We start from the raw sequence: 24,376 nt of genomic DNA, 5'->3' as shown, positions 1-24,376 counted from the left end.
CGTCGAGCAGGCAGGGCGACCGTTCAGGGTTGAGGATCATGGCGTGCCTTTGCGCGCCGGAAAGCGGGCTTGCGCCGTTCGCGGAAGGCGCGTGTGCCCTCTTTCGACTCGTCGGTGGCGTAGTACAGCGACAGCGCCTCGAATCCCAGCGCACCGATCGCGCGGATATGCTCGGAGTCCGCATTGAACGACCGCTTGGCGATCGCGAGCGCCGTGGGGCTCAGTGCAAGGATTTCGTCGCACCATCGCGCGACTTCCCCGTCGAGCCGATCGGCAGGCACGACCGCATTGAGCCACCCCATCGCAAGCGCGTCGCGCGCCGTGTAGCGCCGGCACAGGAACCACACTTCCCGCGCGCGTTTTTCGCCGAGGACGCGGGCGAGCAACGCCGTGCCGAAGCCGGGATCCACCGACCCCACCCTGGGCCCCACCTGCCCGAGCTGCGCCGCTTCGCTCGCGATCGCCAGGTCGCACACCGTCACGAGCACGTTGCCGCCGCCGATCGCATAGCCGTTGACGCGCGCGATCACCGGCTTCGGCACGTCGCGGATCAGGCTCTGCAACGCGTCCACGGGCAAGCCGATCGTGCCGCGCCCGCCGTAGCCGCCATCGCCGTGGCTCGTCTGGTCGCCGCCGGTGCAAAAGGCCTGGTCGCCGGCGCCGGTCAGCACGATCACGCCGATCTCCGGATTCCAGCCCGCCTGCTGAAACGCGTGCAGCAGTTCGTCGACCGTCCTCGCGCGGAACGCGTTGTACACCGACGGACGGTTGATCGTGATCGTCGCCACGCCGCCTGCTTCGCGATACAGGATGTCCTCGTAGTTCATCGCGCGGCCTCCAACACCGTCAGCGCCGCGTCGAGCGCGTCGAGCCCCTCGTCCAGCTCCGTGCGCGAGATGACGAGCGGCGGCGTCACGATCACCACGTTGTAGCGCCCGTACGCGTGAACGCCGCGCTTCAGCAGTTCGCCATAGAACGCGCGCATCGGCGCCGATCCCGCCGGGTGGTGCCACTCGACGAGCGGCTCGCGCGTTTCCCGGTCGCGCACCAGCTCGATGCCGAACTGGGCGCCCATGCCCCGCACGTCGCCGATCGACGGATGACGCTCCGCCAGCTCGCCGAGACCGTCGCGCAGCCAGCCTTCGATCTCGCGCGCCCGCTCGAACAAGCCCTCTTCCAGATAGACCTTCAGTGCCGCGAGGCCGCCGGCGACCGCCAGTACATGGCCCGCATGCGTGTGGCCCACGTCGAAGAGTTCCGTATCGAAGTGGCGGGCCACGCCTTCGCGCACCAGGACGCCGCCAAGGGGCGTATACGAAGAGCTGGCCCCCTTGGCGAACGAAATCAGGTCCGGCAACACGCCGACCCGCTCGGCGCAGAACAATGCCCCCGTGCGCCCGAAGCCCGTCATGATCTCGTCGAAGACCAGCAGGATGCCGTGCCGGTCGCACAGGTCGCGAACGCCTGCGAGATACCCCGGCGGGTAGACGACGACCCCGCTCGATCCCGTCATCGGCTCCATCAGGATCGCGGCCACGTTCTGTGCGCCTTCGTGCGAAAGGACGCGCGCCAGGTGATCGAGGGCGCGCCGGGTTTCCTCGGCCGGCTCCGACGTATGGAACGGGCTGCGATACGGATACGGCGCAAAGAACTTCACCATGCCCGACAGCGCCGGGAACGGATCGCGCCAGCGGTCCACGCCCGTCATCGCGCTCGCGCCGAGCGTGCTGCCGTGATACGACCGGTAGGCGGTCAGCACCTTGGGCCGGCGTGTCACCAACCGCGCGATCTTCACCGCATCGTCGTTCGCCTCGGCACCGCCGCAGGTGAAGTGCACGCGCAGCCCTTCCGGCCACGGCGAAACGCTGTTCAGACGTTCCGCGTATTCGGCGCGCACGTCGTTGAAGTAGCTGGACGCGACCCAGCACATGCGCGCGGCCTGCGCCTGGATCGCCTCAACCACCTTCGGATGGCCATGTCCCAACGACACCGCGACATAGCCGCTGGTGAGGTCCAGGTAGCGCTTGCCGTTCGCATCGTAGAAGTAGCATCCGTGCGCATGCGTGATGACCGGCGGATTGAGCCCGCCCTGGACCGCCCAGGGCACGAGCACCTTTCGAAACGACGACGCGAGCGCGGGATTCGACTCGCCGTGAATGCTGAGATCCATGTTGACTCCGGAAATGGCATGGCTCACTATTTCTGAGCCTCGTGACAGGAGGCTTGTAGATTAGGCATGCCTTTCCCGCGCAACAAATCAAACGTTTCCGCACTGAGCCTCAATTCAATTCAGTCATGTCGCGACAACTTCCACCGCTGCTCTCCGTCCGCGCATTCGAGGCGGCCGCGCGCCATGGCGGCTTCGCCCGGGCAGGTGACGAGCTGTGCGTCACGTCCGGTGCGGTGGGTCATCAGGTGCGGCTGCTGGAGGAATGGCTGGGCACGCCGTTGTTCATGCGTGGCGCCCGGTCGGTCCAGTTGACGGAGATCGGGCGGCGCTACTTCCTGGAAATCGAGCGCTTGATGGACGAGCTCGAGCGCGCGTCGCTCGACATCCGGCAGGCCGCGGATTCGCCGGAAGTAACGGTCACCGCGATGCCGTCGTTCGTCACGCGTTGGCTGATGCCGCGCCTGGGCGAGTTCCGGCGGCTGCATCCCGACATCGAGGTGCGCCTGCTGGCTTCGGTGCCCGCCGTCGACTTCAGCCGCGAGCGCGTGGACGTGGCGATCCGCCTGGGTGGGGGCCCCTATCCGGGGCTCGTCGCGGAAAAGCTGATGTCGGAAACGTTCCTCGCGGTCGGCCAACCGTCGCTATGCAAGCCGCTGCGCACCGTGGACGACGTGTTGCGTGCAACCCTGCTGCACGACGAATACGAGGCGCGCATTCCGGAGCAGGTGGACTGGGTGCGCTGGTGCCGGATGCAGGACGGGCACGCGAGCGCGGCGCGTTTGCGACAGGGGCCGAGCTTCTCGCATACCTATCTGACGCTCGATGCCGCGATCGCGGGTCAGGGCGTGGCCGTGGCGTCGGACGTCCTCGCCGCCGATGCGGTCAGGCAAGGGCTGCTGGCCATTGCGCCGGGCAAGCCGGTGCAAGGCCCCTACAGCTACCATCTGTTGACGACGCGCGCGGCCGCCGCGCGGCCGCAAATCGATGCGTTCTGCAGTTGGCTGCGATCGGCCGCACGGTCGTTTTCGGCGGCCGGCTGGGCTTGAACGACATGAATCGCACGCGGCAGGTCCCGCCGCCCGCGATCCACGTCACCCGCCCGTTCACCGCATGCACGCCGCGGCCAGCTTCCCGACCGTGATCACCGCCTGCTCGATCTCCGGCGACCACGGGCTGCTGTAGTTCAGGCGGATGAAGTTCCGGTAGTTGTCGGTGATCGAGAACATGTAGCCCGGCCCGATCGTGATCCCCTGCTCCAGCGCGAGCTGGTACAGCCGCATCGCATCGACCTGCGCGGGCAACTCGACCCACAGCACGTAGCCGCCCGCCGGGCTCGAAATGCGCGTGCCTTCCGGAAAGAACCGCGACACCATCGCGCGCATCAGGTTCGCCTGCTGCGCATACGCCTTGCGCAAGCGCCGCAGGTGATGCTCGTAGCCGTCGCGTTCGAGAAACTCCGCAATCGCCAGTTGCGGCAACGACGGCGTCGCGAGCGTATTCAGGAACTTCAGCTTCTCGACCTGATCGCGATAGCGGCCCGGTAGCGCCCAGCCGATCCGGTATGCAGCCGTCAGGCTCTTCGAGAACGACGAACAATGCAGCACGATCCCGGTCCGGTCGTAGGACTTCAGCGAACTCGGATGCGTATCGCCGAAATACAGTTCGTTATACACACCGTTCTCGATGATCGGCATCCCTGACTTGGTTGCGAACTCAACCAGTTCGCGCTTGCGCTCGTCCGGCATCTGGAAACCCAGCGGGTTCTGGAAGTTCGGCATCACCATGCACGCGGCGATCGGCTGCGACTTCGCGATCGCGGCCAGCGCAGCGATGTCGATCCCGTATTCCGGATGCGTGGCCACCTCGATCGCCTTCATCCCCATCCGTTCGATCGCGTGCAGCATCGCGTAGAACGTCGGCGATTCCACCGCGATCGTGTCCCCCGGCTTCGCGACCGCCTGCAGGCACAGGTTGATCGCCTCCGTCGCGCCGACCGTCACGATGATCTCGTTCGGGTCCACCGACATCCCGTTTTCCAGGTAGCGGCGCGCGATCTGCCGGATCAGCCTCGGATGGCCCGGCGGCAGCCCGTCGGTCACGCCCCACAGCGACTTGTCGCGGCCGGCCGCGTACGCGTAGCGGTTCAGCTTCTCGAACGGAAACAGGCTCGGGTCCGGATACGGCGAGCCGAGCGGCACCGCGTCGTCCGTGCCGATCGAGCGCAGCGTCGACAGCACGAGCCGGCTCACGTCCACCGACGACGAGATCGCGATCGGCTTCGACGGCCGCAGCTCGCGCACCGGCGCGTGGCTGTCGTCGCGCCGCAGGTTCACGAAATAGCCCGACTGCGGCCGGCTTTCCAGCAGCCCGCGGCTTTCCAGCAGCAGATACGCATGCAGCACCGTCGTGATGCTGATCCGGTGCTGCTGGCTCGCCTGCCGCACCGACGGAATCCGGTCGCCGTGCCGGTACACGCCCTGGCGGATCAGGCGCTCGATATCGTCCGCGAGCTTTTCATAGAGTTTCATCGTGCGTCTCCCGCCGGCGCACGCCGCCCCGTCGCCCCACCGTGTGCGCCCGATACGCACGCGTTGCACGTGTTTCGCCCGCCGACCGGGCCGTCGTGATTCCTGATCTTTCCCTCCGGTTTTGCCTTTTCCATCGCACTGGCTCTCTCTTGAAGATGCGCCGCCAGGGGTCCGGACCAACTGGATCTGCGGCACTGTGCACTTGATGATCGGATCTTAAGAGAAGAACAGTTGGTGACGAGTACACACATCGAGCACGCGAACAAGAGTACAGTTCGGCGCGAATCGCGCATCGCGGGAAAACTGTACGTCTTATGAAATGGCCGGACGGTCGGTCGGCTGGCACGGCGCGGGTGAATCGGCCCGGGAGGCCCGCCGCACGGGCCTCCGCGCGCGCGGATCAATGGGGGTGCAATACTGTGCGCCCGCACGGTTTTTCACGATGAGAGCCAGACCATGCAGCACACGATCGAACCCGTAGCCGGCCTCGGCGGCGCGAGACGCGTCGCGCGACCGGCACAGAAGAAATCGCGCCAGAACGGTGCGGCCGACCGGGCACGTACGCATGGCTGATCGCGCCCTCGTAGCGCTACTCGTCGCGCGGCTGACCGACCCTGCCCCCCACGCGGGCGCCATCGACGAGCCGATCGACCTGTCGGCGCTCGACGCGCCTGCGCTAGGCACCGTGTGGCCGGCGCTGCGGCGCGTCGAGCACGAGATCCTCGTGCGCGACCAGGCGTTCGGCGACCCGCGCGCCGAATTCGCGCGCACGGTGCACCGGCAGATCGATGCGCTCGGCCTCGTGCCGCTCATCGACGCCGATGCGGCGCTCGAACTGTTCCGCGCCATTCCGGCCGGCGGGTGGAAACGCGCGCTCGAGGATCTGCCGTGCCTCGACGCGCTGCCGTCGCCCGCGCTGCAAGCCGAACTCGCGCGGATCGCCAGCGAACCGGAAGAAGGCGGATTGCGCGCGGCGTCGGCCTATGCCGCGTATGCGCTCGACTGGTTCGCGGGCCGCCGCGACTTCTCGGCGCGGCGCGCAGCCTGTGCGCAGGCGCTGGCCGATTCGCCGTTTCGCGTGCGCGAACTCGACGTGTTGCCCGAACTCGGAGCGGCCGCGCTACTCGCACTGGCTGCGACGAACGACGGCTATTTCGCGCCGAAGCGGCTGTGGCTCGACCTCAGCGATCCGGCCGTGACGCTCGCGGAAGAAGCCGCGTACGTCGCGTTCGCGCGCGACGCGCTGACCGAAGCGGCGCGACAGGTCGCCGCGCTGCATGCCGGCGCCGTGCCATACGAAGCCGATCGCGCGTTCACGACCGACGACGCGCAAGTGCTGTCCCGCGCCGCGCGCGTGGCCGCCTATCGCGACGAAGCATGGCTGCGCCCGCTGATCGGGCCGCTGCTGACGGGGGTATGCGTCGCGCCGACGGTCGCGAAAACCGCGCCGTCGCAATCGCTCGCCATCGCGCTCGGCCATGCGATCGAGACGATCCCGACGCCCGAGGGCGTGCGCGCGCTGCGCGACGCGCTGGCCGTCGTCCGTCACGCGGGCGTGCAGAAGAAACTCGCGCGCAACCTGAAGCCGGCCGAACGCGCACTCGGCGAGCGGCCGCGTACCGCGCTGCGGATGACGCTCGACGCGCAGCCCGACAAGAAGTCCCTCGCGATGCTCGCCACGTGCATGGAGACCGGCTTCTGGCAGCCGCTGACGCTCGGCCACGCCGAATGGCGCGAGCGGCTCGTCGATGCGCCGGCCGGCGCCGCGTTCTCGGCGCGGATGATCTGGCAGGCACGCCGTGGCGACGGCTCGACGCAATCGTTCACGCCCGATATCGCCAAGGGCAAGGTCGTACTGCGCGACGCGGCCGGCCGCGCATGCGAGATCGCCGACGACTGCGAGATCCGGCTATGGCACCCGTTGCTGGCCGACGCGGACGAGCGGCTCGCGTGGCAGCGCGCGATCGTCGGCCGGTCGCTGCGGCAACCGGTCAGGCAGGCGTTCCGCGAGTACTACGTGCCGAGCGACGACGACGCGTCGGCCAGCGATTCCGCGATGTTCGAAGGCCACGTGCTGTCGAGCCGGCCGCTGCTCGGCGTCGCACGCCGCGAAGGCTGGTCGATCCGTGCCTATGACGACGCGCTCGTCCGCGAATTCGGCGACGTGCGCGCGACCTTCCGCGTCGATGCGCGCCTCTATCCGGGTTCGGAAAGCCACGGTACGTCGCGCCGGCTGCACTTCGAACGCCGGCACGGCGCCCGCTGGCTGCCGCTGCCGATCGGCGAGATCGATCGGGTGGTGTTCTCGGAAGCGGCGCGCGCGGTCGACCTGCTCGTCAGCGTGTCCGCGTTCGCGCTCGACGACGATGCGACACGTGCGGCGACCGCTTCGCTCGCGGCGGACCCGGTCCGCCTGCGTGAGCTCGAAGCCGAACGCTGGCAGCGCCTGAACCGGTTGTCCGATCTGCCGCTGGGCGTGATGGCGCAGCATCGCAAACACGTGCTGTCGCTCGTGTTCGCCGAGCCGGTTGCGCAAGGAAAGATCACGATCGACGAACGCCACGTGCGCGTCGGCGCATGGTCGGTGCATTGCGCGACCGGCCGCGTGACGCGCGATGGCGAGCCGGTCGAACCGGCGATCGCGCCACCGCCGTCGCCGCTGCGCTCGGTGCCGTGGCTGCCTTACGACGAAGCGCTGCTGCAGCGGATCGTCGACGTCGTCGCGGGGTTGCTCGATTGACGGCGATGCAGGCGCCTACCGCGCCGTCTGCTGCCGCTGCACCTCCTGCGCTTTCATCTGCAGATACGCGCCGCGCTCCACCTCGTGCAGTTGCTGCGGATACTGCTCGGTCGCGTCGAACCAGCGCGCGAGGCGCTGGTCGAGCGGCTTGTCGAGCGTCGCGAGATAGGTGTCGATCGCGAGGTAGTAACGCATCGTGTTGCGCTCCAGCAGCCCGCGCACGCCGCCGATGTACTGCGGCTGCGCGGCCGACGCGGCGCCGACGGTCGTGAACCCGACCTTGTCGCTGCCGACCGTCGCGAGGTAGGTCTTCATCGCCATCCGGCCGACCGTGCCGAACCCGTATGAATACGTGAGGTGCAGGAACGTGCGCGACGCGCCGACCGGCACGGCTTCGAGCGCGATCCGGTAATCTTTCGTGCCCATCGGGCCGCTGTCGGCGGTCAGGTCGACCTGGAAATAGTCGGGCGTCGCGGCCGCCACGCGATAGCGGAACTGCACGCGATAGGTATCCGGCAACTTTTGCTGGATCTTGCGGCCGAGGTTCACGTCGAGCACCGGGCCGTTGGCGCCGCTCGATGCGTGACAGTACTTGGTGTTCAGGTGCAGGATCAGCACCGCGCACCAGTTCGCGGGGCCTTGCGCGGGATCGTTGAGCTGGCCGTTCACGACCGCGAACGGATAATCGACGACCGCGTAGATGTCGCCCTTCAGCGACGACGACGCTTCCGACGATTCGAGGACCACGGGCCGGTGAAACGCGTTGTCCTTCAGTTGTGCGCCGAGGCTGCGGTAGCGGTCGAGCAGCGCGGCCGCGCCGTTCGCGCCCTCCGCGCCGAACGACAGCGCGCTCCAGCCTGCACACAGGGCTGCGACGAGCGCGCGCCAGGCACGGCGCGTGCCGCGCGAAGCTGCGGATGTCTCCATGTTGATACTCCCGGGCGCACGGTGGCCGCGCGCATGTGTCACAGAATACGCCTGCCGGCCGCGCGGCGTGGCAGGCGGCGCGATCGTCATCGGCTGCGCTTCACCGGCAGCGGCACTTGCGCGGCGGTGATCCGGATCAGCGTCGACAGCCATTCGCGATCGTCCCAGCGATCGCCAGCAATGACGAGATGCGGCTTCGCGCTCGGATACGGCGGGGCTTCGTCGCACACGCCGAGATACGCGCGGCCTTCAGGCGTCGGCTTGACGAACAGCCGATCGTCGCAGACGAGCGCGACCATCCTGCCGTCGCAATAGATGCCGTATTCGCCGAACATCTTGCGCGCCGAGACCGTACCGGCCGCCGCGATCTGCTCGACGATGAAATCGACCGTGCTCTGGCTCGATGCCATCCGAATCTCCAGGACCGAAAAATCGTCTGACCTGCGTCGACGCCGCGCCGTTCAACTCATTTGTCGATACCGAACGCGCTCGACATCTGCCGCGCCCGCTTCACGTCGTCCCCATGCAGGTAGATCGACGTCGTCGAGATCGACGCATGCCGCAGGTTGTCGCGCACCGTCGTCAGCTCCGCGCCGCGCGCCAGCGCGTGCGTCGCATGCGTATGCCGCATCCAGTGCGGGCTTGCCTGGCGCAGCTTGTGCGCGAGCGCCGGGTGGTCGGCCTCGACGCGCTCGGCCGTCTGCGCGAAGAAACGCTGCATCACCTTCCACAGCCGCACGCTCGTGATCGCGGCCGCGTCGTCTTCCGCGAGGCTCGGAATCAGCGGCGTATCGGGCCGCCAGCGCGCCGGCGTGACCGGCAGACGGCGCGCGACCAGATAGCGATCGAGCGCCGTGCGCGCGAGCGGCGGCAGCGCGACGCGGGCGGCCTTGCTGCCCTTGCCGATCACCTTCAGCCACGCGTCGCCGTGCGCGTCCGTCTCGATGTCGCCGAGCGTCGCGCCGACCAGTTCGCTCGCGCGCAGCCCCGTCGCGTAGCCGAAATCGAGAATGAAGCGCAGCCGTTGCGCGGCGGCCGGCGTCCAGCCCGACTGCGGCGCGCCCTTGAGCGGGCGCGTCTGGAACTCGAGCCCGTCGGCGATCGTGCGGACCAGCAGCCACTCGCCTTCGGTGAACGCGTGCGACGTATCGAGTGCGGTCGCGCCGCGCGTGTCGCGCACCTTCACGCCGGCGAACGGATTCGCGAGCAGGTAGCGCTGTTCGATCAGCCAGCGGAACAGCGCGCCGAGCACCGACAGCGTGTACGCGGCCGAGCGCGCGGACAGCGCGCCCGAGAACGGCCGCCAGTCGGGCGCGCCGCGCGGCCGCACGGGCCCGACCCAGCGTTCGTGCGGCGTCGGCCGCCGGATGAACGCGCGATACGCGAGCGCGTCCTCGGTCGTCAGCGACGACAGCGCGCGGCCGCGTTCGACGATCGCCCACAGGATCAGCCGCTCGGCCTCCTTCCGGTACGCGCGCCGCGTCGCGGCCGATTCGTGCAGCGACAGCCACGCGTGCACGGCCGCGTAATCGTTGTCCGCGTCGAGCGTGCTGGTCGCGCGCGGCGCGCGGAACGTGCCGGCCGAGCCGTCGACTTCGTGCGGCAGCTTCAGATGCTCCCACGGCACGATGCTGCCGCGCGGCGTCGCGGCGATCAGCGCACGCGCGCGTTCGGTCAGGTCCGGATGCGCGGCGAAGAACGCCTCGACGCGCCGCGCGCTGGCCATGCCGAGGCCCGCGATCGCCCGCCACCACTGGCGCCGGCGCGGAATCCGCACCGTCAGGTCGGCGAGCGTCGCGATCCCGTGCGCACGCAATGCAACGACCGCGCGCGTCGGCAGCCACAGGCCGACGTTGTCGCTGATCTGCGGGACCGGCGCGCGCGCATGACGCAGCACGCCGATCGCGTCGGTTGCGGCTTTCGCCTCCCGTAAACGCTCACCGTCCGGATGGCCGAGCCGTGCCGCGAGATCGGCGCGGCCCACCTGCCGCGCGACGCGCACGAGGCGGCGGCGAATGGCGCCGATCACGCCGCGCGCCGACCGCCCGTCGCCGAGCCGGTCGGGCAGGTAGCGCTCGACGGCCTGGCGCACGGTCATGCCCGCGTACCACGCACGCAGGGCAGCCAGTTCGTCGGCATCGGGAAAGCCTGCGGGCGCAGGCGCGGAATCGGGGGAAAGCGGTGACGTGAGGCGCGGTTTCATGGGCGCCAGTTTGACAGAAGCGTGCGCGGCCGGATACGTCGCGCGCGCCATCCCGGACGGGACACTGCGCCAGCGCGCCCCGGCCCCTCCCGGCATCGCGCCAGCGCATCGGATCGGTCGAACCGACCTCAGCCCTTGACGACGGGCGTGCGTCGCACTTCCGACAGGTAGATCAGGATCAGCGACACCCACACGATCCCGTACAGGAACATGAAGCACGTCGTGCGCACGCGCAGCAGGTCGAGCAGCATGCCGAACAGGATCGGCAGCAGGAAGCCGCCGAGCCCGCCCGCGAGCCCGACGATGCCCGTGACGACGCCCATGTTGTCCGCGAAGTCGTCGGCGACGTACTTGAAGGTCGACGCCATCCCGAGCGCGAACACCGCGCCGAGCACGAAAGTCAGCGCGACGAAGCCCGCCGCCGGCATCGCGACGTTCAGCGTCGCGGTGCCGTCGATCGTGTGGATCACGAAGTCGGTCGCCGGATACGACAGCAGGAACAGCGCGATCCACGCGACCCACAGCCCCCACCACGTGACCGCATGCGCGCCGAAGCGGTCGGACAGCGCGCCGCCGAGCGCGCGCAGCACGGAGCCCGGCAGCGAGAAGCCGGCCGCGAACGCGGACGCCATCACGAGCGACATCCCGTATTCGCTCTTCAGGTACTGCGGGATCCACAGCGACAGCGCGGTGAAACCGCCGAACGTGATCGAGTAGTACTGGCAGAGCCGCCATACGCGCGGGTCGCGCAGCACCTTGAACGAATCGAGCATCGACCCGCCGCGCTTGCCCGCCCCCGGATCGGGCGCCGACGCGAACCAGAAGATCAGCGCGGTGACGAGCAGCGCGACCGCATAGATGCGCGGCACGACGCGCCAGCCGTACGCGTCGAGCAGCAGCGGCGTGACGAACAGGTTGACGGCCGCGCCGCATGTGCCCGCGCCGAACACGCCCATTGCGAGCCCGCGCCGCTGCGGCGGGAAAAAGCGCGCGACATACGGCGTGCCGACCGCGAACGACGCACCGACGCAGCCGAGAAACAGCTCGATCAGCAGGAACTGCCACAGCTGCGTCGCGTAGCTGACCACATAGACGGGCACCGCGCACACGACCAGCAGCACCGTCATCACGATGCGGCCGCCGAAGCGGTCGGTCCACGTGCCGAGCGGCAAGCGCATCAGCGCGCCGGTCAGCACCAGCGTCGACGTGAGCAGCCCGAACTCCGTGCTGTTCAGTCCGAGATCGGTGCGCAACTGCACGCCGAGCACGCCGAACATCATCCACACGACGAAACACACCATGAACGCGAGCGTGCTCGCGGCCAGCACCGACCACGCACGCAGCGGCACGGCCGGCGCGTTCACGACCGGCCCCGCATTACCTTGTTGAGTTGCCATATGCAAAACCCCGTTTCATTGGACCAGCGGCCCGTTCGCACCGTCGAATTCGATGCCTTCGACGCATGCGCCGCCCGCGAGAATCGCCACGTACTGCCGCATCGCCTGCCGCCGCACGCGCGCCGCCAGGTATGCGGCAATCTGGTCGGCGGCCGCTTCGAACGGCACCGCGTCGCCCGGCACGCGGCGCTCGATGCGCACGATGTGGAAGCCGAAGCGCGTGTTGACGAGTGTCGGCAGCACGCCGATGCCGTCGGTGTCGAACAGCGCCGCCTCGAGTTCCGGCACCGTGTCGCCGCGCAGCAGTTGCCCGAGGCTGCCGCCCATTTCCGCCGACGGGCAATTCGACGACGCGCGCGCGACCGCTTCGAACGTATCGGGAGCGGCCACCACGTCGGCGAGCGCCTGTTCCGCGCGCTGCCGCAGCGGCGCGAGCGGCATGCGATCCGTCATCGCGAACAGCACGTGGCTCGCATGGACGACGTCGTTGCGCCGAAAGCGCACCGGATGCCGCGCGTAATAGCGCTCGCACGCCGCGCGATCGGGATCGGGCACGTGCGTGAGCTCGCGTTCGAGCAATGCGTCGACGGCCGCATCGTCGAGCGGCGCACGTTCGTCGAGCAACGCGAGCGCCACCGCGCGCTGCCGCAGCAGTTCGCGTACCGCAAGCGCACGCCTCGCCGCATCGAGCGGATCGCGCGCGGCGCCGCGGTGCTCGGCTTCGGCAGCGATCGCCGCGGCGTCGATCCCGACGCCGTTGATCGTCAGCGGCGCCGTTGCGACTTCGGAGAGAACGTCGTTCATGCGGCCTCCTCAGCGCTTGCGCACGAGCTGGTAAGGACGGATCAGGTACGCGACCGACGCGATCCCGCTCCAGACGTGCACCATCCGTGTGAACGGCGACACGAGGAAGATCGTGAAGCCGAGCAGGATGTGCAGCCGGTACGTGAGCGGCACGCCGACGAGCAGGCTCGCGATGTCCGGGCGGAACGTGACGACGCCCTTCACGTAGTCGGTCAGCTGTTCGAACATCACGCCGTCCATGTGGCGCGTCGACAGCACGACCGTGCCGAGCCCGAGCGCGAGCTGCACCCACAGCATCAGCACGATCACGATGTCGGACGTGCGGCTGTTCCCGCGGACGCGCGGGTCGCCGAGGCGGCGCCCGATCAGGATCGTCAGCCCGATGATCGCCGCGACGCCGGCCGCGCCGCCCGCCACCATCGCGACCAACTGGTGCCCGGATGCCGACAGGAACGGCGACACGAGCCAGTGCGGCGCGAGGAAGCCGCCGAAGTGCCCGAGCACGACGACCAGCACGCCCCAGTGGAACAGGTTGCTGCCGAGCCGCAGCATGCCGTGGCGCAGCAGCTGCGACGAATCGCTTTTCCACGTGTACTGCTCGCGGTCGAAGCGGATCAGGCTGCCGACCAGCAGTACGGCGAGGCAGATGTACGGGTAGATCCCGAACAGGAACTGATGCAGGTAAGCGTTCATGTCTTTCCCCAGTTGGGCCCGCGCTTACGCGCCGCGGGCCGGCCGCTTGTCATGGAAGCGCACCGTCTGCTCCGCGCGCGCCGGTGTTGCCGCGCCGACGAAGCGCACGGCCTCGTCCGCATACGACGCGTCGAGCGCGCGGTAGTCGTCGGCGCTCGGCCGCTCGGCGGCCACGTCGTCGTCGGCCGCCTCCGGCGCGTCGGCGGGTGCGAGGCCGGCCATCGGCAGCAACGCCCCGACGACGAAGCTGTAGTGGCTGCCGCGCTGCGAAAGCTGCCCGGCCAGCGCACGCAGAATCTCGCCGGTTTCGGCGAGCAGCTTGCAGGCATCGGGTGCCGGCAGCCGCGACAGGTATTCGAGAAACACGGGCAGGTAGTCGGGCAGCTCGCCCGGGTTCAGGAACAGCCCGTGCCGCTCGTACATCTGCAGCAGGTCGACCATCGCCTGCCCGCGGTCGCGCGATTCGCCGTGCACGTGCTCGAACAGGTACAGCGACGTCGCGCGGCCGCGATCGAACAGCCCGACGTAGTTCTCCTGCAGCGTCAGCAGATCGCGCTCGCGCACGTACGCAAAAAACCGGTCGAGGCCCGCGCGCACCGCTTTCGGCAAACGCGAGCGCTCGCGCAGGTGCGTGTCGATCGAATCGAGCGCGGCGACCAGCGATTCGTCGGGATAGTCGAGCAGCGCGGCGAGCGCCGCATAGGTCGGATCGGATGCGGTGCTCGTCATCGGGAAGCCTCGTGAATCGGAATCGTCTTGTTGCCCTTCCTCGGGCCGAACAGGCTCGCGCCGGAACGGCCGTCCGAGCAGCCGTTGCCGAACGAGAAGCCGCACGACGCGCGCAGGTCGTACGCGTTCTCCGCGTATTCGCGGTGCGTGGTCGGGATCACGAAGCGATCCTCGTGGTTCGCGATCGCGAGATAGCGGTACATCTCCTCGACCTGCGCGAGCGACAGCCCAACCTGGTCGAGCACGCCGCGTGCGTCGACGCCGTCCACGTGGCGCGCGCGCATGAACGCGCGCATCGCGAGCAGCCGTTCGAGCGCGAGCTTCACGGGCGCCTCGTCGCCGGCCGTCAGCAGGTTCGCGAGATAACGCAGCGGAATGCGCAGCGATTCGACGTCCGGCAGGTAACCGTTCATGCCGAGATCGCCGCTGTTGGCCGCCGCGTTGATCGGCGACAGCGGCGGCACGTACCACACCATCGGCAGCGTCCGGTATTCCGGATGCAGCGGGAACGCGATCTTCCAGTCGATCGCCATCTTGTAGGTCGGCGAACGCCGCGCGGCCTCGATCCACGCGGCCGGCACGCCGTCGCGCTCGGCCTGCGCGATCACGGCCGGATCGTCCGGGTCGAGGAACAGCGACAGTTGCGCCTCGTACAGGTCCTTCTCGTTCTCCGCGCCGGCCGCGTCGCCGATCCGGTCCGCGTCGTACAGCAGCACGCCGAGATAGCGGATGCGGCCCACGCAGGTTTCCGAGCACACGGTCGGCTGGCCGGCCTCGATACGCGGATAGCAGAAGATGCACTTCTCGGCCTTGCCGCTCTGCCAGTTGTAGTAGATCTTCTTGTACGGGCAGCCCGACACGCACATGCGCCAGCCGCGGCACTTGTCCTGGTCGATCAGCACGATGCCGTCTTCCTCGCGCTTGTAGATCGAGCCCGACGGGCACGACGCGACGCACGCCGGGTTCAGGCAGTGCTCGCACAGGCGCGGCAGGTACATCATGAAGGTGTGCTCGAACTGCCCGTAGATGTCCTTCTGCACGTTCTCGAAGTTGGTGTCCTTCGCGCGCTTTTCGAACTCGCCGCCGAGGATTTCCTCCCAGTTCGGGCCCCACTCGATCTTCTCGAGCCGCTGGCCGCTGATCACGGAACGCGGCCGGGCAACCGGCATCGCACGCGTGTTGCCGGCTTCCTGCAGATGCGCGTAGTCGAACGTGAACGGCTCGTAGTAGTCGTCGATCTCGGGCAGATGCGGGTTCGCGAAGATCTGCGCGAGCAGCCGCCACTTGCTGCCCAGACGCGGCTCGATCTTGCCGTCGGCACGCCGCTGCCAGCCGCCGCGCCAGCGGTCCTGGTTCTCCCAGTCCTTCGGATAGCCGATGCCCGGCTTCGTTTCGACGTTGTTGAACCACGCGTATTCCATCCCTTCGCGGCTCGTCCATACGTTCTTGCAGGTCACCGAGCAGGTATGGCACCCGATGCACTTGTCGAGGTTCAGCACCATCGCGATCTGTGCGCGTATTTTCATGACGTTTCTCCGGCCCGTACTGCGTGCGTGGTGGGGTCGACCGCGGTCTCTTCGCCATCGAGCCAGTCGATCTTGCTCATCTTGCGCACGATCAGGAACTCGTCGCGATTCGAGCCGACCGTGCCGTAGTAGTTGAAGCCGTACGCGAGTTGCGCGTAGCCGCCGATCATGTGCGTCGGCTTCAACGCGATGCGCGTGACCGAGTTGTGGATGCCGCCGCGCGTGCCGGTGATCTCCGAGCCCGGCGCGTTCACGATCTTCTCCTGCGCGTGATACATCATCACCATCCCGGACGGAATCCGCTGGCTGACGACGGCCCGCGCGCACAACGCGCCGTTCGAGTTGTAGCACTCGATCCAGTCGTTATCGACCACGCCGATCGCTTTCGCGTCGTCCTCCGATATCCACACGATCGGGCCGCCGCGCGACAGCGTCAGCATCAACAGGTTATCGGTGTACGTGCTGTGAATGCCCCACTTCTGGTGCGGCGTCAGGAAATTCAGTACACGCTCGGGGTTGCCGTTCGAGCGCTTGCCGACCATGTGTTCGTAGCTGCCCGTATCGATCGGCGGCTTGTACGCACACAGCGATTCGCCGAACGCGCGCATCCACGCGTGATCCTGATAGAGCTGCTGGCGGCCGGTCATCGTGCGCCACGGCACGAGTTCGTGCACGTTCACGTAGCCGGCGTTGTACGACACATGCTCCGATTCGATCCCGCTCCACGTCGGCGACGAGATGATCTTGCGCGGCTGCGCCTGAATGTCGCGAAAGCGGATCTTCTCGTCCGCGCGCGCGGCGGCCAGGTGCGTGTGATCGATGCCGGTGATGCCGGACAGCGCACGCCATGCCTTCACCGCCACTTCGCCGTTGGTCTCGGGCGCGAGCGCGAGGATCACCTCGGCCGCATCGAGCGCCGTGTCGATGCGCGGACGCCCTTGCGCGGCGCCGTCGGCGACCGTGTAGTTGAGCTCGCCGAGCAGCTTCACTTCGTCCTGCGTGTTCCAGCCGATGCCCTTGCCGCCGTTGCCGAGCATGTCCATCAACGGCCCGAGCGACGTGAAGCGTGCATACGTATTCGGATAGTCGCGCTCGACGACGGTCACGTTCGGCATCGTGCGGCCCGGCACCGGTTCGCATTCGCCGCGCTTCCAGTCCTGCACGTCGAACGGCTGCGCGAGTTCGCCCGGCGTATCGTGCGCGATCGGCGCGAGCACGACGTCGCGCTCGACGCCCAGATGCCCGTCGCACAGCTCGGAGAAGCGCTTCGCGATCCCCTTGAAGATCTCCCAGTCGCTCTTCGATTCCCATGCGGGGTCAACCGCCGCCGACAGCGGATGGATGAACGGGTGCATGTCGGACGTGTTCATGTCGTCCTTCTCGTACCAGGTCGCGGTCGGGAGCACGACGTCCGAATACATGCAGGTCGTCGACATCCGGAAGTCGAGCGTCACGAGCAGGTCGAGCTTGCCGCGCGGCGCTTCGTCGTGCCAAGTCACTTCCTCGGGGCGCCGGCCGCCGGTCGCACCGAGATCCTCGCCCTGCACGCCGTGGGTCGTGCCGAGCAGGTGCTTCAGGAAATACTCGTGACCCTTGCCCGACGAGCCGAGCAGGTTCGAGCGCCACACGAACAGGTTGCGCGGGAAATTGCCGGGCGCGTCGGGATCCTCGCTCGCCAGCTTCAGCGTGCCGGCCTTCAATTGCTGCGCGACGTCCGCGCCGGCGTGTGCGGGATCGGCAAGCGCCGCGCCGACCTTCAGCGGGTTCGTCGCGAGCTGCGGCGCGGACGGCAGCCAGCCCATCCGCTCCGCGCGCACGTTGTAGTCGATCGGCGCGCCGTGGAATTGCGACTTGTCCGCGAGCGGCGACAGCAGCGTGGCCGGGTCCATCGGGTCGTAGCGCCACTGGTCGGTATGCGCGTAGAAGAACGACGTCGCATTCATCTGGCGTGGCGGGCGGCTCCAGTCGAGCGCGCCCGACAACGCGGTCCAGCCCGTCTGCGGCCGCAGCTTTTCCTGGCCCACGTAGTGCGACCAGCCACCGCCCGGCTTGCCGATGCAGCCGCACATGATCAGCATGTTCATGATCGCGCGGTACGACATGTCCATGTGGAACCAGTGGTTGATCCCCGCGCCGATGATCACCATCGACTTGCCCTGCGTCTTGTGCGCGTTCTCCGCGAACTGCCGCGCGACCGAGATCACGTCCGCGCGCTTCACGCCGGTGATCGCTTCCTGCCAGGCCGGCGTGTACGGCAGGTCGTCGTCGTAGCTCGCGGCCACGTCGCGGCCGCCGAGCCCCTGGTCCAGCCCGTAGTTCGCGACGAACAGGTCGTAGACGGTCGCGACCAGCATCTCGCCGTTGCGTGTCGCGATGCGCCGCACGCCGATCCGGCGCGATAGCTCGGACGCGTGCTGCGTCCCGTTGAAGTGCGCGTGCGGCTGGTTGCCGAAATACGGGAACAGCACGTCGACCACGTCGTCGTGCGCGGCCGTGCACGACAGCCGCGGCGACAGCGCCGCGCCCTTCGACGTCTCGCCGCGCAGGTTCCACTTGCCCTTGTCGGCGTCGTCCTGCTGGCCCCAGCGGAAGCCGACCGAGCCAACCGGCACGACGAATTCGCCGTTCGCGTCGTCGATCATCACGGTCTTCCACTCCGGATGCGTGGCTTCGTCGAGGGCGTCGTCGAAGTCGGATGCGCGCACGAGGCGCTCCGGCACGTAGCCGCCGCCGTGCGGCACGAGGCGCACGAGGCACGGCATGTCGGTGTAGCGCTTGCAGTAGTCGGCGAAGTAGTCGCTCTTTCCTGCCAGATGAAATTCTTTCAGGATCACATGCCCCATCGCGAGCGCCAGCGCCGCATCGGTGCCCTGCTTCGGGTGCAGCCACAGGTCGCCGAACTTCGCGCCTTCCGAGTAATCGGGGAACACCGACACGATCTTGGTGCCGCGATAGCGCGCCTCGACGAGGAAATGCGCGTCGGGCGTGCGCGTCTGCGGGACATTGGAGCCCCACATCATGATGAACGTCGAGTTGTACCAGTCGGCCGATTCCGGCACGTCGGTCTGCTCGCCCCAGGTCTGCGGCGACGCGGGCGGCAGGTCGCAGTACCAGTCGTAGAAGCTCAGGCACACGCCGCCGATCAGCGACAGGTAGCGCGAGCCGGCCGCGTACGACACCATCGACATCGCCGGGATCGGCGAGAAGCCGACCACGCGATCGGGGCCGTGCCGCTCGACCGTGTGCACGTTTGCGGCCGCAACGATCTCGTTGACCTCGCTCCAGCTGGAACGCACGAAGCCGCCGAGCCCGCGCCGGCGCTGGTACGAGCGGCGTGCATCGTCGTCCTCGACGATCGATCGCCATGCTTCGACGGGGCCGAGCGTGCGGCGGCGTTCGCGCCACAGCTTCACGAGCGCGCTGCGCACCATCGGATGCTTGAGACGGTTCGCGCTGTACAGATACCACGAGTACGACGCGCCGCGCGAGCAGCCGCGCGGCTCATGGTTCGGCATGTCGGGACGCGTGCGCGGGTAGTCGGTCTGCTGGGTTTCCCAGGTGACGATCCCGCCTTTCACATAGACCTTCCACGAGCACGAACCCGTGCAGTTCACGCCGTGGGTCGAGCGGACGATCTTGTCGTGTTGCCAGCGCATCCGGTAACCGTCTTCCCATTTGCGGTCTTCGTCGGTGACGGCGCCATGGCCGTCGGAAAAGCGTGGCCTCGTGGTGGAGAAATAACGCAATCTATCCAGGAAATGGCTCATGGGGATCTCGTTTTTCCGGTCTTTCGGCAGACCCTGATTGTTTAAGGACGTGAAATACCGGTTGCAAAGGACGACCGAATGTCGATCGTTTCGCCCTGCTCACCGTGTCGAACCCATTGTCAGACGGATGGACATATCACGACTTGATACAAATCACGAAATCATTCACCCACCCGCAACAACGAAACCCACCGGGGATCGGATCGAGCCGCAGCAGCCTGCTATGCTGCGCACTGCATTCCCGCACCACCCGCCCGGCGCTTCAATGCACCGACGCACGCGGGATTCGCATTGATTTGCACGGGACGATTCGACCCAATCGATTGGAATTCGCCCGCCGTCGCCCGTCGTTTTTCTGGGACGGTGCGGGTCGTTCCGTGCATTTCCGGCCGTCGCACGATAAAACCACGACCTACAAGAAAGAACTGCAATTCCATGACACCCCGACTTCTCGCCGCGCTCATCGTCGCGACCTTGAATTGCGCCGCGCTGCCGGCCGCCCACGCCCGCACCTATGTCCCGCCGACGGCGTCGCTCGGCAAAGGGGCTTACGTTCACCAGTTCGTGCTGCGCGATCCAGCCACGCATCAGCCGCTGCCGAATGCGCGCTATCGGCTGTTCCTGCCGGGCCAGGTGATCGCGGGGCTGCCCGCCAAGCCGGATCAGCACGACAGCGTGATTTTCGGCACGACGGATGTGGCCGGGCGCACGGCCAAGGTCCGCCTGCCGACACGCCATCCTCAGAAGCAGTGGGTGTTCAACGCGGTCGTCGGCGACGGCGAGCTGGGCGAATCGTTCCGGCTGGTCGACCCGGGCGGCAAGGCGATGCTCGGCCACGTCCCGTACATACTGGACGTCGACAGTGAATATCTGGCGTGCGGGTATTCGGATGCGAACGGCTACACCTACTACGCGCAGTCGCGCACGCCGAGGAACGTCGATCTTTACGTCGGCACGCTGGCCGGCTCGGCCGATATCGACTGGTGCGCGGGCCCGGGCCTGGCCATCGCGAACAGCGCGAACACCCCCGGCGCACCGGACCTGTATACGCAGTACCTCGGCACCCTGGTCGCCAACGGCGAGCGGATCAGCAATGGCTTGCGGCGGCAGATCGTCGCGAAGCTGCTGTCGCTCGCGATCGCCGAACGCGACGCGAGCCGCGTGACCGCCGTGCTCGACCTGGACAGGATTCCCGACGACCGCCTGAACGACATCGGCTATCGGCTCGCCGATGCGGGCGTCGCGGTCGAGCGCGGGCTCGCGATGATCGACGCGCATCTCGCGCAAGCGCCGAACGATGCGTATGCGCTCGACAGCAAGGGCTGGGCGCTGTATCGCCTCGGCCGCCACGACGACGCGCTCGTGTGGTTCGACCGCTCGATCGCGATCTTCGCGAAGGACGACGACAGCGACGCACGCGAAGCCCGTGCGACCGGGTTGGCGCACAAGGGCGAAGTGCTGTGGAAGCTGGGACGCCAGGATGAAGCGCGCGATGCGTTCGCGCAGGCAGGGAAGCTTCAGCCGAACAACACCGCGCTGGCGGAAACGTTGAAGCGGCTGATGATTCAGATCGTGCAGGACGGCGTGCAGGCGCCGGCGACGACGAGCGACTAGGCGACATCGCCGGCGAGGCAACGGCTACCGCGGGCCGTCGTCAAACCATGGCCGGACGTGCGCCGCCCCTTCGCCCGTGGCGGTCACTCCTCGCCTTTCGGCCCCGGGTTCAGCATCACGACGAAGCCCGCCACGCCGACGATCAACGCGATGGCGCCGCCGCGCAGCGCCGACGTGGCATCGAACAGCAGGCCCGTCACGACGGCCATCATCCCGGCGAGCGACACGAACACGGCGATCGCCGCGACGACGATGCGGTACTGGCGACGTATCATCGCGCGCGCCGCGTCATGCCGCGGCCGCGGCGGCCGGCTCGCCGGCGTCGTCGCCGCGAATCAGCAGCACCGGGCACTTCGAGCCGCGCACGAAACGCTCGGCGACGCTGCCGAGCAGCACGCGCCGGATGCCGCGCCGCCCGTGCGTGCCGACCACTGCGAGGTCGATCCCGTGCTCCTTCACGTAGCGTTGCAGGCGTTCCGCGATGTCCTCGCCGATGCTCTCGGTCTCGACGAGTTCGCCTTCGCCCTTCGCGCCGGCCAACGCGATGATCTGTTCGGCTTCGCGCAGCACCTTGCGCCCGTCGTCGCGGATTTCCTCGACGAGCGCGTGCGGATCGACACGGCCCGCGTACGTGAACAGCACCGACTTGTCGACCACATACACGACGCTGACGTGCGCATCGCCCGCCAGCGCCACCTTCACGGCTTCGGCAAGCGCCTGTTTCGACGAAGCGCTGCCGTCGACGGCCACCATGATTTTCTCGTACATGCGAACCTCGCTGGGGTGAGCTGCCGCGCACCCTGTCGCGCGCGGCCATGTCACCATCATCGGCCGACGGCAGGTTCGGATGTTGACGGTGGTCAAGCCGCGGCGGCGATCACGCATGCGACAAAACGGCACGACGGGAAGCGGGAAGCCTGCGTTCTCGGCCAACCGAAACCGGACCGGCAACGCATGAGCCGACGGGCTTTCGAGCGGCCATCGCGCCGAAGGCGCTATCATCGACGATGCGACTTTCGTCCGGCCCTTTTTTGCCGGCCCCACTTTCAACTCGCTCAACCGACATGACAACGACTATCGAACGCGTGGACGGCGCCGCCCAGCATCTCGTCGCCGCCCGCCATGCCGGCTCGCCCGGCCCGCTGTTGCCCGATGCACTGCGCCCCGACGACATCGACACCGCGCTCGCGATCCAGCAGCGCGTCGCCGACCTGCTCGGCGAACCCGTCGGCGGCTGGAAATGCGCACTGCCGCCGCCCGATCGCGTGATCCTCGCGCCGATCTTCGCGTCGACGATCCGCGAAGCCGATGCGCCGTACCGCGTCGTCGGCGGGCCGATCGTGCGGATCGAACCGGAAATCGCGTTCGTGCTCGATCGCGATCTGCCCGAGCGCGAGCAGCCGTACGACGAAAGCGACGTGCGCGCCGCGATCCGCGAAGTGCGCATCGTGCTCGAAGTGCTCGGCTGCCGCTATGCGGAGCCGACGCGCGCGTCGAAGTTCGAGCTGCTGGCCGACGGGCAATTCAACCAGGGGCTGTGCGTCGGCCCGGTCGTGCCCGACGGGCTGAACGTGCCGCTCGCGACGCTGGCGCTGTCGTTCGACGGCGCGCTGAACCGCACGATCGACGGCCGCCATCCGGACGGCGATCCGCTCAAGCCGCTGGTGTGGCTCGTCAATTTCCTCGCGTCGCGCGGCGACGCGGTGCGCGCCGGCCAGATCGTGACGACGGGTTCGTACGCGGGTGCGATCGAGGTGCCGCTCGGCGACGCGCTGACGGTCCGCTTCGGCGAGCTCGGCAGCCTGTCGGTGACGTTGACGGCGTGACGGGTCACGTCTCTTTCACGCCCAACCCGCCATGTCGCTGACACCGCTTCCCGCCCTGCTCGACGCCACCCTGCGCACCGTCGCGCGCCGTTACCGGCTGCCGCCGCTCGAACGCGCGTCGTCGCTGACCGACGCGACGAACCCGGCCACCGCGCTGGCGATCGTGATCGAGGAAGCGCGCAGGGTGCGGGCGGATGGCCACGCGCCCGGCGCGGACTTGCGGCAGCGCTTCATCGATGCGCTCGCGCGGATGATCCGCGACGCGATGGACCCGTCATCCGGCGATCCGTCGTTTCAGGCGTCGGTGCTGCGTCACGATGCGCCGAACGTACGCGAATACGCGTCGTTGTCCGCGCACGCCGAGCAGGACCGGCGCGCGCTCCACTCCGCCGTCAATGCGATCGCGCATCCGGCCAAGCTCGAACGCAGCGCGCAGGCCTGGCAACGCGACGGCCTCGCGCGCCTGCATGCGGCCGCGACCGCGGCATCGTGGGCCGAACTGCATGCCGCGCTCGCGCAACTGCTCGCGCTGCCCGAGATGGCGACCGACGCGGCGTTCGAGCAGGACATCGTGAAGCTCAAGGACGGCCCCGCGCTCGAACGCATGCTGCGGCTCGACGCGCTGGCCGCGGACGAGGACGTCCGTCGATATCGCGCGCTGTGGGTCCGCCAGGGTCCGCTCGTCGGCAGCACGGTCGCCGTCGCGCAGGGCGCCGCGTCCCAGCAGCGCGGCGCCGCCGTCGAAGAACTGGCGGCGCAGGCGCTCGACGCACTGGCGCGCCGGCTCGACGCGGTGGACGCGCAGCGCACCTACCGCGTGGTCACGTCGATGCGCGTGCCTTCGTCGATCCCGGGCCGGCACGACCGCGCGAAAACCGAATGGGACGCGATTCTGCTCGAACGCGCGCGCGGCAGCGACCCGGCGTCCCCGTGGAACGTGCGCTTCCTCGTCGAAGCGAAGGCCTCCGCGGATGCCGCGACGACCGACCTGCCGCGGCTGCTGCGCGGCCTGACCCTGCTCGCGCAGGCAGCGCCCGACACGGTCTATGCATTCGAGACGCATCAGGGCACGGTGCACGTGCACGGCGCATCGCTGCACGCGTTGACGACCGACGAAACGACGCTGCCACGCGAAGTGCTGTATTGCTGCGACGCGTCCGCGGACGCGACGCCGCGTCTGCTGGGCGCCGCGAGCCGGATGCAGTTGCTGTCCGCGCAGGCGAGCCTCGAATACGCGAGTGCGCTCGCGCAGCAGCCGGATGCCGATCCGGATGGCCTCGGCGTCATCTGGCATGCGCTGCTGACCCTGCCGCAATGGCAGGCCGTGCTGCATCAGTACCCGTCGTTGCGGCAGGTCCGCGAATTGATGGTGGCGATCGACGACTTGCGCGCCGCGATCGAAGACATCGACGAAGGCGGCATCGCCAGCAGCGTGTGCGCGTGATGCGCGAG

The 24,376-nt window shown here is 68.3% G+C and carries 19 protein-coding genes; 5 read left to right on the top strand and 14 right to left on the bottom strand.

The window, feature by feature from the left end:
* Window positions 1-23: 23 nt before the first annotated feature.
* Complete coding sequence (locus H0X91_RS09975) at window positions 24-827, bottom strand: enoyl-CoA hydratase-related protein (protein WP_034203671.1); 804 nt, start codon at window positions 825-827, stop codon at window positions 24-26.
* The gene (locus H0X91_RS09970; RefSeq protein ID WP_058903702.1) at window positions 824-2,170 is read right to left on the bottom strand and encodes an aminotransferase class III-fold pyridoxal phosphate-dependent enzyme; all 1,347 of its coding nucleotides are present in this window, start codon (window positions 2,168-2,170) and stop codon (window positions 824-826) included. The genes H0X91_RS09975 and H0X91_RS09970 overlap by 4 nt, the downstream gene beginning before the upstream one ends.
* Before the next feature lie 125 nt (window positions 2,171-2,295).
* Between H0X91_RS09970 and gcvA the strand changes: the two genes are divergently transcribed.
* Complete coding sequence (gene gcvA / locus H0X91_RS09965; RefSeq protein WP_006498433.1) at window positions 2,296-3,216, top strand: transcriptional regulator GcvA; 921 nt, start codon at window positions 2,296-2,298, stop codon at window positions 3,214-3,216.
* A gap of 57 nt (window positions 3,217-3,273) precedes the next feature.
* On the opposite strand, the gene H0X91_RS09960 is transcribed toward gcvA, so the two are convergent.
* The gene (locus H0X91_RS09960) at window positions 3,274-4,698 is read right to left on the bottom strand and encodes an aminotransferase-like domain-containing protein (protein ID WP_006498434.1); all 1,425 of its coding nucleotides are present in this window, start codon (window positions 4,696-4,698) and stop codon (window positions 3,274-3,276) included.
* A gap of 565 nt (window positions 4,699-5,263) precedes the next feature.
* Here H0X91_RS09960 and H0X91_RS09955 point away from each other — a divergent pair.
* Window positions 5,264-7,438, top strand: a complete 2,175-nt coding sequence (locus tag H0X91_RS09955; protein ID WP_062885695.1) for a DUF4132 domain-containing protein — start codon at window positions 5,264-5,266, stop codon at window positions 7,436-7,438.
* Between the two features lie 15 nt (window positions 7,439-7,453).
* Here H0X91_RS09955 and H0X91_RS09950 read toward each other — a convergent pair whose 3' ends face one another.
* From H0X91_RS09950 to H0X91_RS09910, 9 genes are all read right to left on the bottom strand, one after another.
* Complete coding sequence (locus tag H0X91_RS09950; protein WP_062885696.1) at window positions 7,454-8,365, bottom strand: hypothetical protein; 912 nt, start codon at window positions 8,363-8,365, stop codon at window positions 7,454-7,456.
* 86 nt (window positions 8,366-8,451) lie between these two features.
* Entirely contained in the window at window positions 8,452-8,775 is a 324-nt protein-coding gene (locus tag H0X91_RS09945; RefSeq protein WP_006498438.1) for a TfoX/Sxy family protein, read from the bottom strand.
* Between the two features lie 56 nt (window positions 8,776-8,831).
* Window positions 8,832-10,568, bottom strand: coding sequence for a site-specific integrase (locus H0X91_RS09940; protein WP_058903705.1), 1,737 nt, complete (start codon window positions 10,566-10,568; stop codon window positions 8,832-8,834).
* A gap of 128 nt (window positions 10,569-10,696) precedes the next feature.
* Entirely contained in the window at window positions 10,697-11,965 is a 1,269-nt protein-coding gene (locus H0X91_RS09935) for an MFS transporter (RefSeq protein ID WP_196432994.1), read from the bottom strand.
* Window positions 11,966-11,980: 15 nt separating this feature from the next.
* Window positions 11,981-12,769 (bottom strand): peptidylprolyl isomerase, encoded by a 789-nt coding sequence (locus tag H0X91_RS09930; RefSeq protein WP_062885697.1) that lies wholly within the window; start codon window positions 12,767-12,769, stop codon window positions 11,981-11,983.
* 9 nt (window positions 12,770-12,778) lie between these two features.
* Window positions 12,779-13,462 (bottom strand): respiratory nitrate reductase subunit gamma, encoded by a 684-nt coding sequence (gene narI, locus H0X91_RS09925; protein WP_058903707.1) that lies wholly within the window; start codon window positions 13,460-13,462, stop codon window positions 12,779-12,781.
* Between the two features lie 24 nt (window positions 13,463-13,486).
* Window positions 13,487-14,191: a nitrate reductase molybdenum cofactor assembly chaperone gene (gene narJ / locus H0X91_RS09920; protein ID WP_060266503.1), complete on the bottom strand. Its 705-nt coding sequence runs from the start codon at window positions 14,189-14,191 to the stop codon at window positions 13,487-13,489.
* On the bottom strand, window positions 14,188-15,717 hold the full coding sequence (gene narH / locus H0X91_RS09915) for a nitrate reductase subunit beta (RefSeq protein ID WP_034203679.1): 1,530 nt from the start codon (window positions 15,715-15,717) through the stop codon (window positions 14,188-14,190). Before narH ends, narJ begins: the two co-directional genes overlap by 4 nt.
* The gene (locus H0X91_RS09910) at window positions 15,714-19,484 is read right to left on the bottom strand and encodes a nitrate reductase subunit alpha (RefSeq protein ID WP_059721784.1); all 3,771 of its coding nucleotides are present in this window, start codon (window positions 19,482-19,484) and stop codon (window positions 15,714-15,716) included. The genes narH and H0X91_RS09910 overlap by 4 nt, the downstream gene beginning before the upstream one ends.
* 435 nt (window positions 19,485-19,919) lie before the next feature.
* Here H0X91_RS09910 and H0X91_RS09905 point away from each other — a divergent pair, with 435 nt between their 5' ends.
* Complete coding sequence (locus H0X91_RS09905) at window positions 19,920-21,098, top strand: tetratricopeptide repeat protein (RefSeq protein WP_059721782.1); 1,179 nt, start codon at window positions 19,920-19,922, stop codon at window positions 21,096-21,098.
* 83 nt (window positions 21,099-21,181) lie between these two features.
* On the opposite strand, the gene H0X91_RS09900 is transcribed toward H0X91_RS09905, so the two are convergent.
* Together H0X91_RS09900 and H0X91_RS09895 are read right to left on the bottom strand one after the other, a co-directional pair.
* Window positions 21,182-21,373, bottom strand: a complete 192-nt coding sequence (locus H0X91_RS09900) for a DUF2964 family protein (protein WP_006498440.1) — start codon at window positions 21,371-21,373, stop codon at window positions 21,182-21,184.
* Window positions 21,374-21,386: 13 nt separating this feature from the next.
* Window positions 21,387-21,866, bottom strand: a complete 480-nt coding sequence (locus H0X91_RS09895; RefSeq protein ID WP_048986217.1) for a universal stress protein — start codon at window positions 21,864-21,866, stop codon at window positions 21,387-21,389.
* Window positions 21,867-22,162: 296 nt separating this feature from the next.
* Between H0X91_RS09895 and H0X91_RS09890 the strand changes: the two genes are divergently transcribed.
* Both H0X91_RS09890 and H0X91_RS09885 read left to right on the top strand, forming a co-directional pair.
* Window positions 22,163-22,924, top strand: a complete 762-nt coding sequence (locus tag H0X91_RS09890; RefSeq protein WP_034203682.1) for a 2-keto-4-pentenoate hydratase — start codon at window positions 22,163-22,165, stop codon at window positions 22,922-22,924.
* Between the two features lie 31 nt (window positions 22,925-22,955).
* Window positions 22,956-24,368, top strand: a complete 1,413-nt coding sequence (locus H0X91_RS09885; protein ID WP_062885698.1) for a hypothetical protein — start codon at window positions 22,956-22,958, stop codon at window positions 24,366-24,368.
* The last annotated feature ends 8 nt before the right edge of the window (window positions 24,369-24,376 follow it).

Origin of the sequence: Burkholderia sp. 9777_1386 (assembly GCF_015712265.1) — a bacterium.
GTDB classification, from domain to species: Bacteria; Pseudomonadota; Gammaproteobacteria; order Burkholderiales; family Burkholderiaceae; genus Burkholderia; species Burkholderia cenocepacia.
The sequence above is the reverse complement of the archived record's forward strand: the minus strand, read 5'-3'. Positions and strand labels throughout refer to the sequence as shown.

What these genes read in the sequence shown, in the direction of transcription:
- narH (WP_034203679.1), bottom strand. Translation starts at nt 15,717, where the DNA reads ATGAAAATACGCGCACAGATCGCGATGGTGCTGAACCTCGACAAGTGC.
- H0X91_RS09890 (WP_034203682.1), top strand. Translation starts at nt 22,163, where the DNA reads ATGACAACGACTATCGAACGCGTGGACGGCGCCGCCCAGCATCTCGTC.
- gcvA (WP_006498433.1), top strand. Translation starts at nt 2,296, where the DNA reads ATGTCGCGACAACTTCCACCGCTGCTCTCCGTCCGCGCATTCGAGGCG.
- H0X91_RS09910 (WP_059721784.1), bottom strand. Translation starts at nt 19,484, where the DNA reads ATGAGCCATTTCCTGGATAGATTGCGTTATTTCTCCACCACGAGGCCA.
- H0X91_RS09975 (WP_034203671.1), bottom strand. Translation starts at nt 827, where the DNA reads ATGAACTACGAGGACATCCTGTATCGCGAAGCAGGCGGCGTGGCGACG.
- H0X91_RS09935 (WP_196432994.1), bottom strand. Translation starts at nt 11,965, where the DNA reads ATGGCAACTCAACAAGGTAATGCGGGGCCGGTCGTGAACGCGCCGGCC.
- H0X91_RS09955 (WP_062885695.1), top strand. Translation starts at nt 5,264, where the DNA reads ATGGCTGATCGCGCCCTCGTAGCGCTACTCGTCGCGCGGCTGACCGAC.
- H0X91_RS09905 (WP_059721782.1), top strand. Translation starts at nt 19,920, where the DNA reads ATGACACCCCGACTTCTCGCCGCGCTCATCGTCGCGACCTTGAATTGC.
- H0X91_RS09900 (WP_006498440.1), bottom strand. Translation starts at nt 21,373, where the DNA reads ATGATACGTCGCCAGTACCGCATCGTCGTCGCGGCGATCGCCGTGTTC.
- H0X91_RS09885 (WP_062885698.1), top strand. Translation starts at nt 22,956, where the DNA reads ATGTCGCTGACACCGCTTCCCGCCCTGCTCGACGCCACCCTGCGCACC.
- H0X91_RS09940 (WP_058903705.1), bottom strand. Translation starts at nt 10,568, where the DNA reads ATGAAACCGCGCCTCACGTCACCGCTTTCCCCCGATTCCGCGCCTGCG.
- H0X91_RS09930 (WP_062885697.1), bottom strand. Translation starts at nt 12,769, where the DNA reads ATGAACGACGTTCTCTCCGAAGTCGCAACGGCGCCGCTGACGATCAAC.
- H0X91_RS09945 (WP_006498438.1), bottom strand. Translation starts at nt 8,775, where the DNA reads ATGGCATCGAGCCAGAGCACGGTCGATTTCATCGTCGAGCAGATCGCG.
- narJ (WP_060266503.1), bottom strand. Translation starts at nt 14,191, where the DNA reads ATGACGAGCACCGCATCCGATCCGACCTATGCGGCGCTCGCCGCGCTG.
- narI (WP_058903707.1), bottom strand. Translation starts at nt 13,462, where the DNA reads ATGAACGCTTACCTGCATCAGTTCCTGTTCGGGATCTACCCGTACATC.
- H0X91_RS09950 (WP_062885696.1), bottom strand. Translation starts at nt 8,365, where the DNA reads ATGGAGACATCCGCAGCTTCGCGCGGCACGCGCCGTGCCTGGCGCGCG.
- H0X91_RS09970 (WP_058903702.1), bottom strand. Translation starts at nt 2,170, where the DNA reads ATGGATCTCAGCATTCACGGCGAGTCGAATCCCGCGCTCGCGTCGTCG.
- H0X91_RS09895 (WP_048986217.1), bottom strand. Translation starts at nt 21,866, where the DNA reads ATGTACGAGAAAATCATGGTGGCCGTCGACGGCAGCGCTTCGTCGAAA.
- H0X91_RS09960 (WP_006498434.1), bottom strand. Translation starts at nt 4,698, where the DNA reads ATGAAACTCTATGAAAAGCTCGCGGACGATATCGAGCGCCTGATCCGC.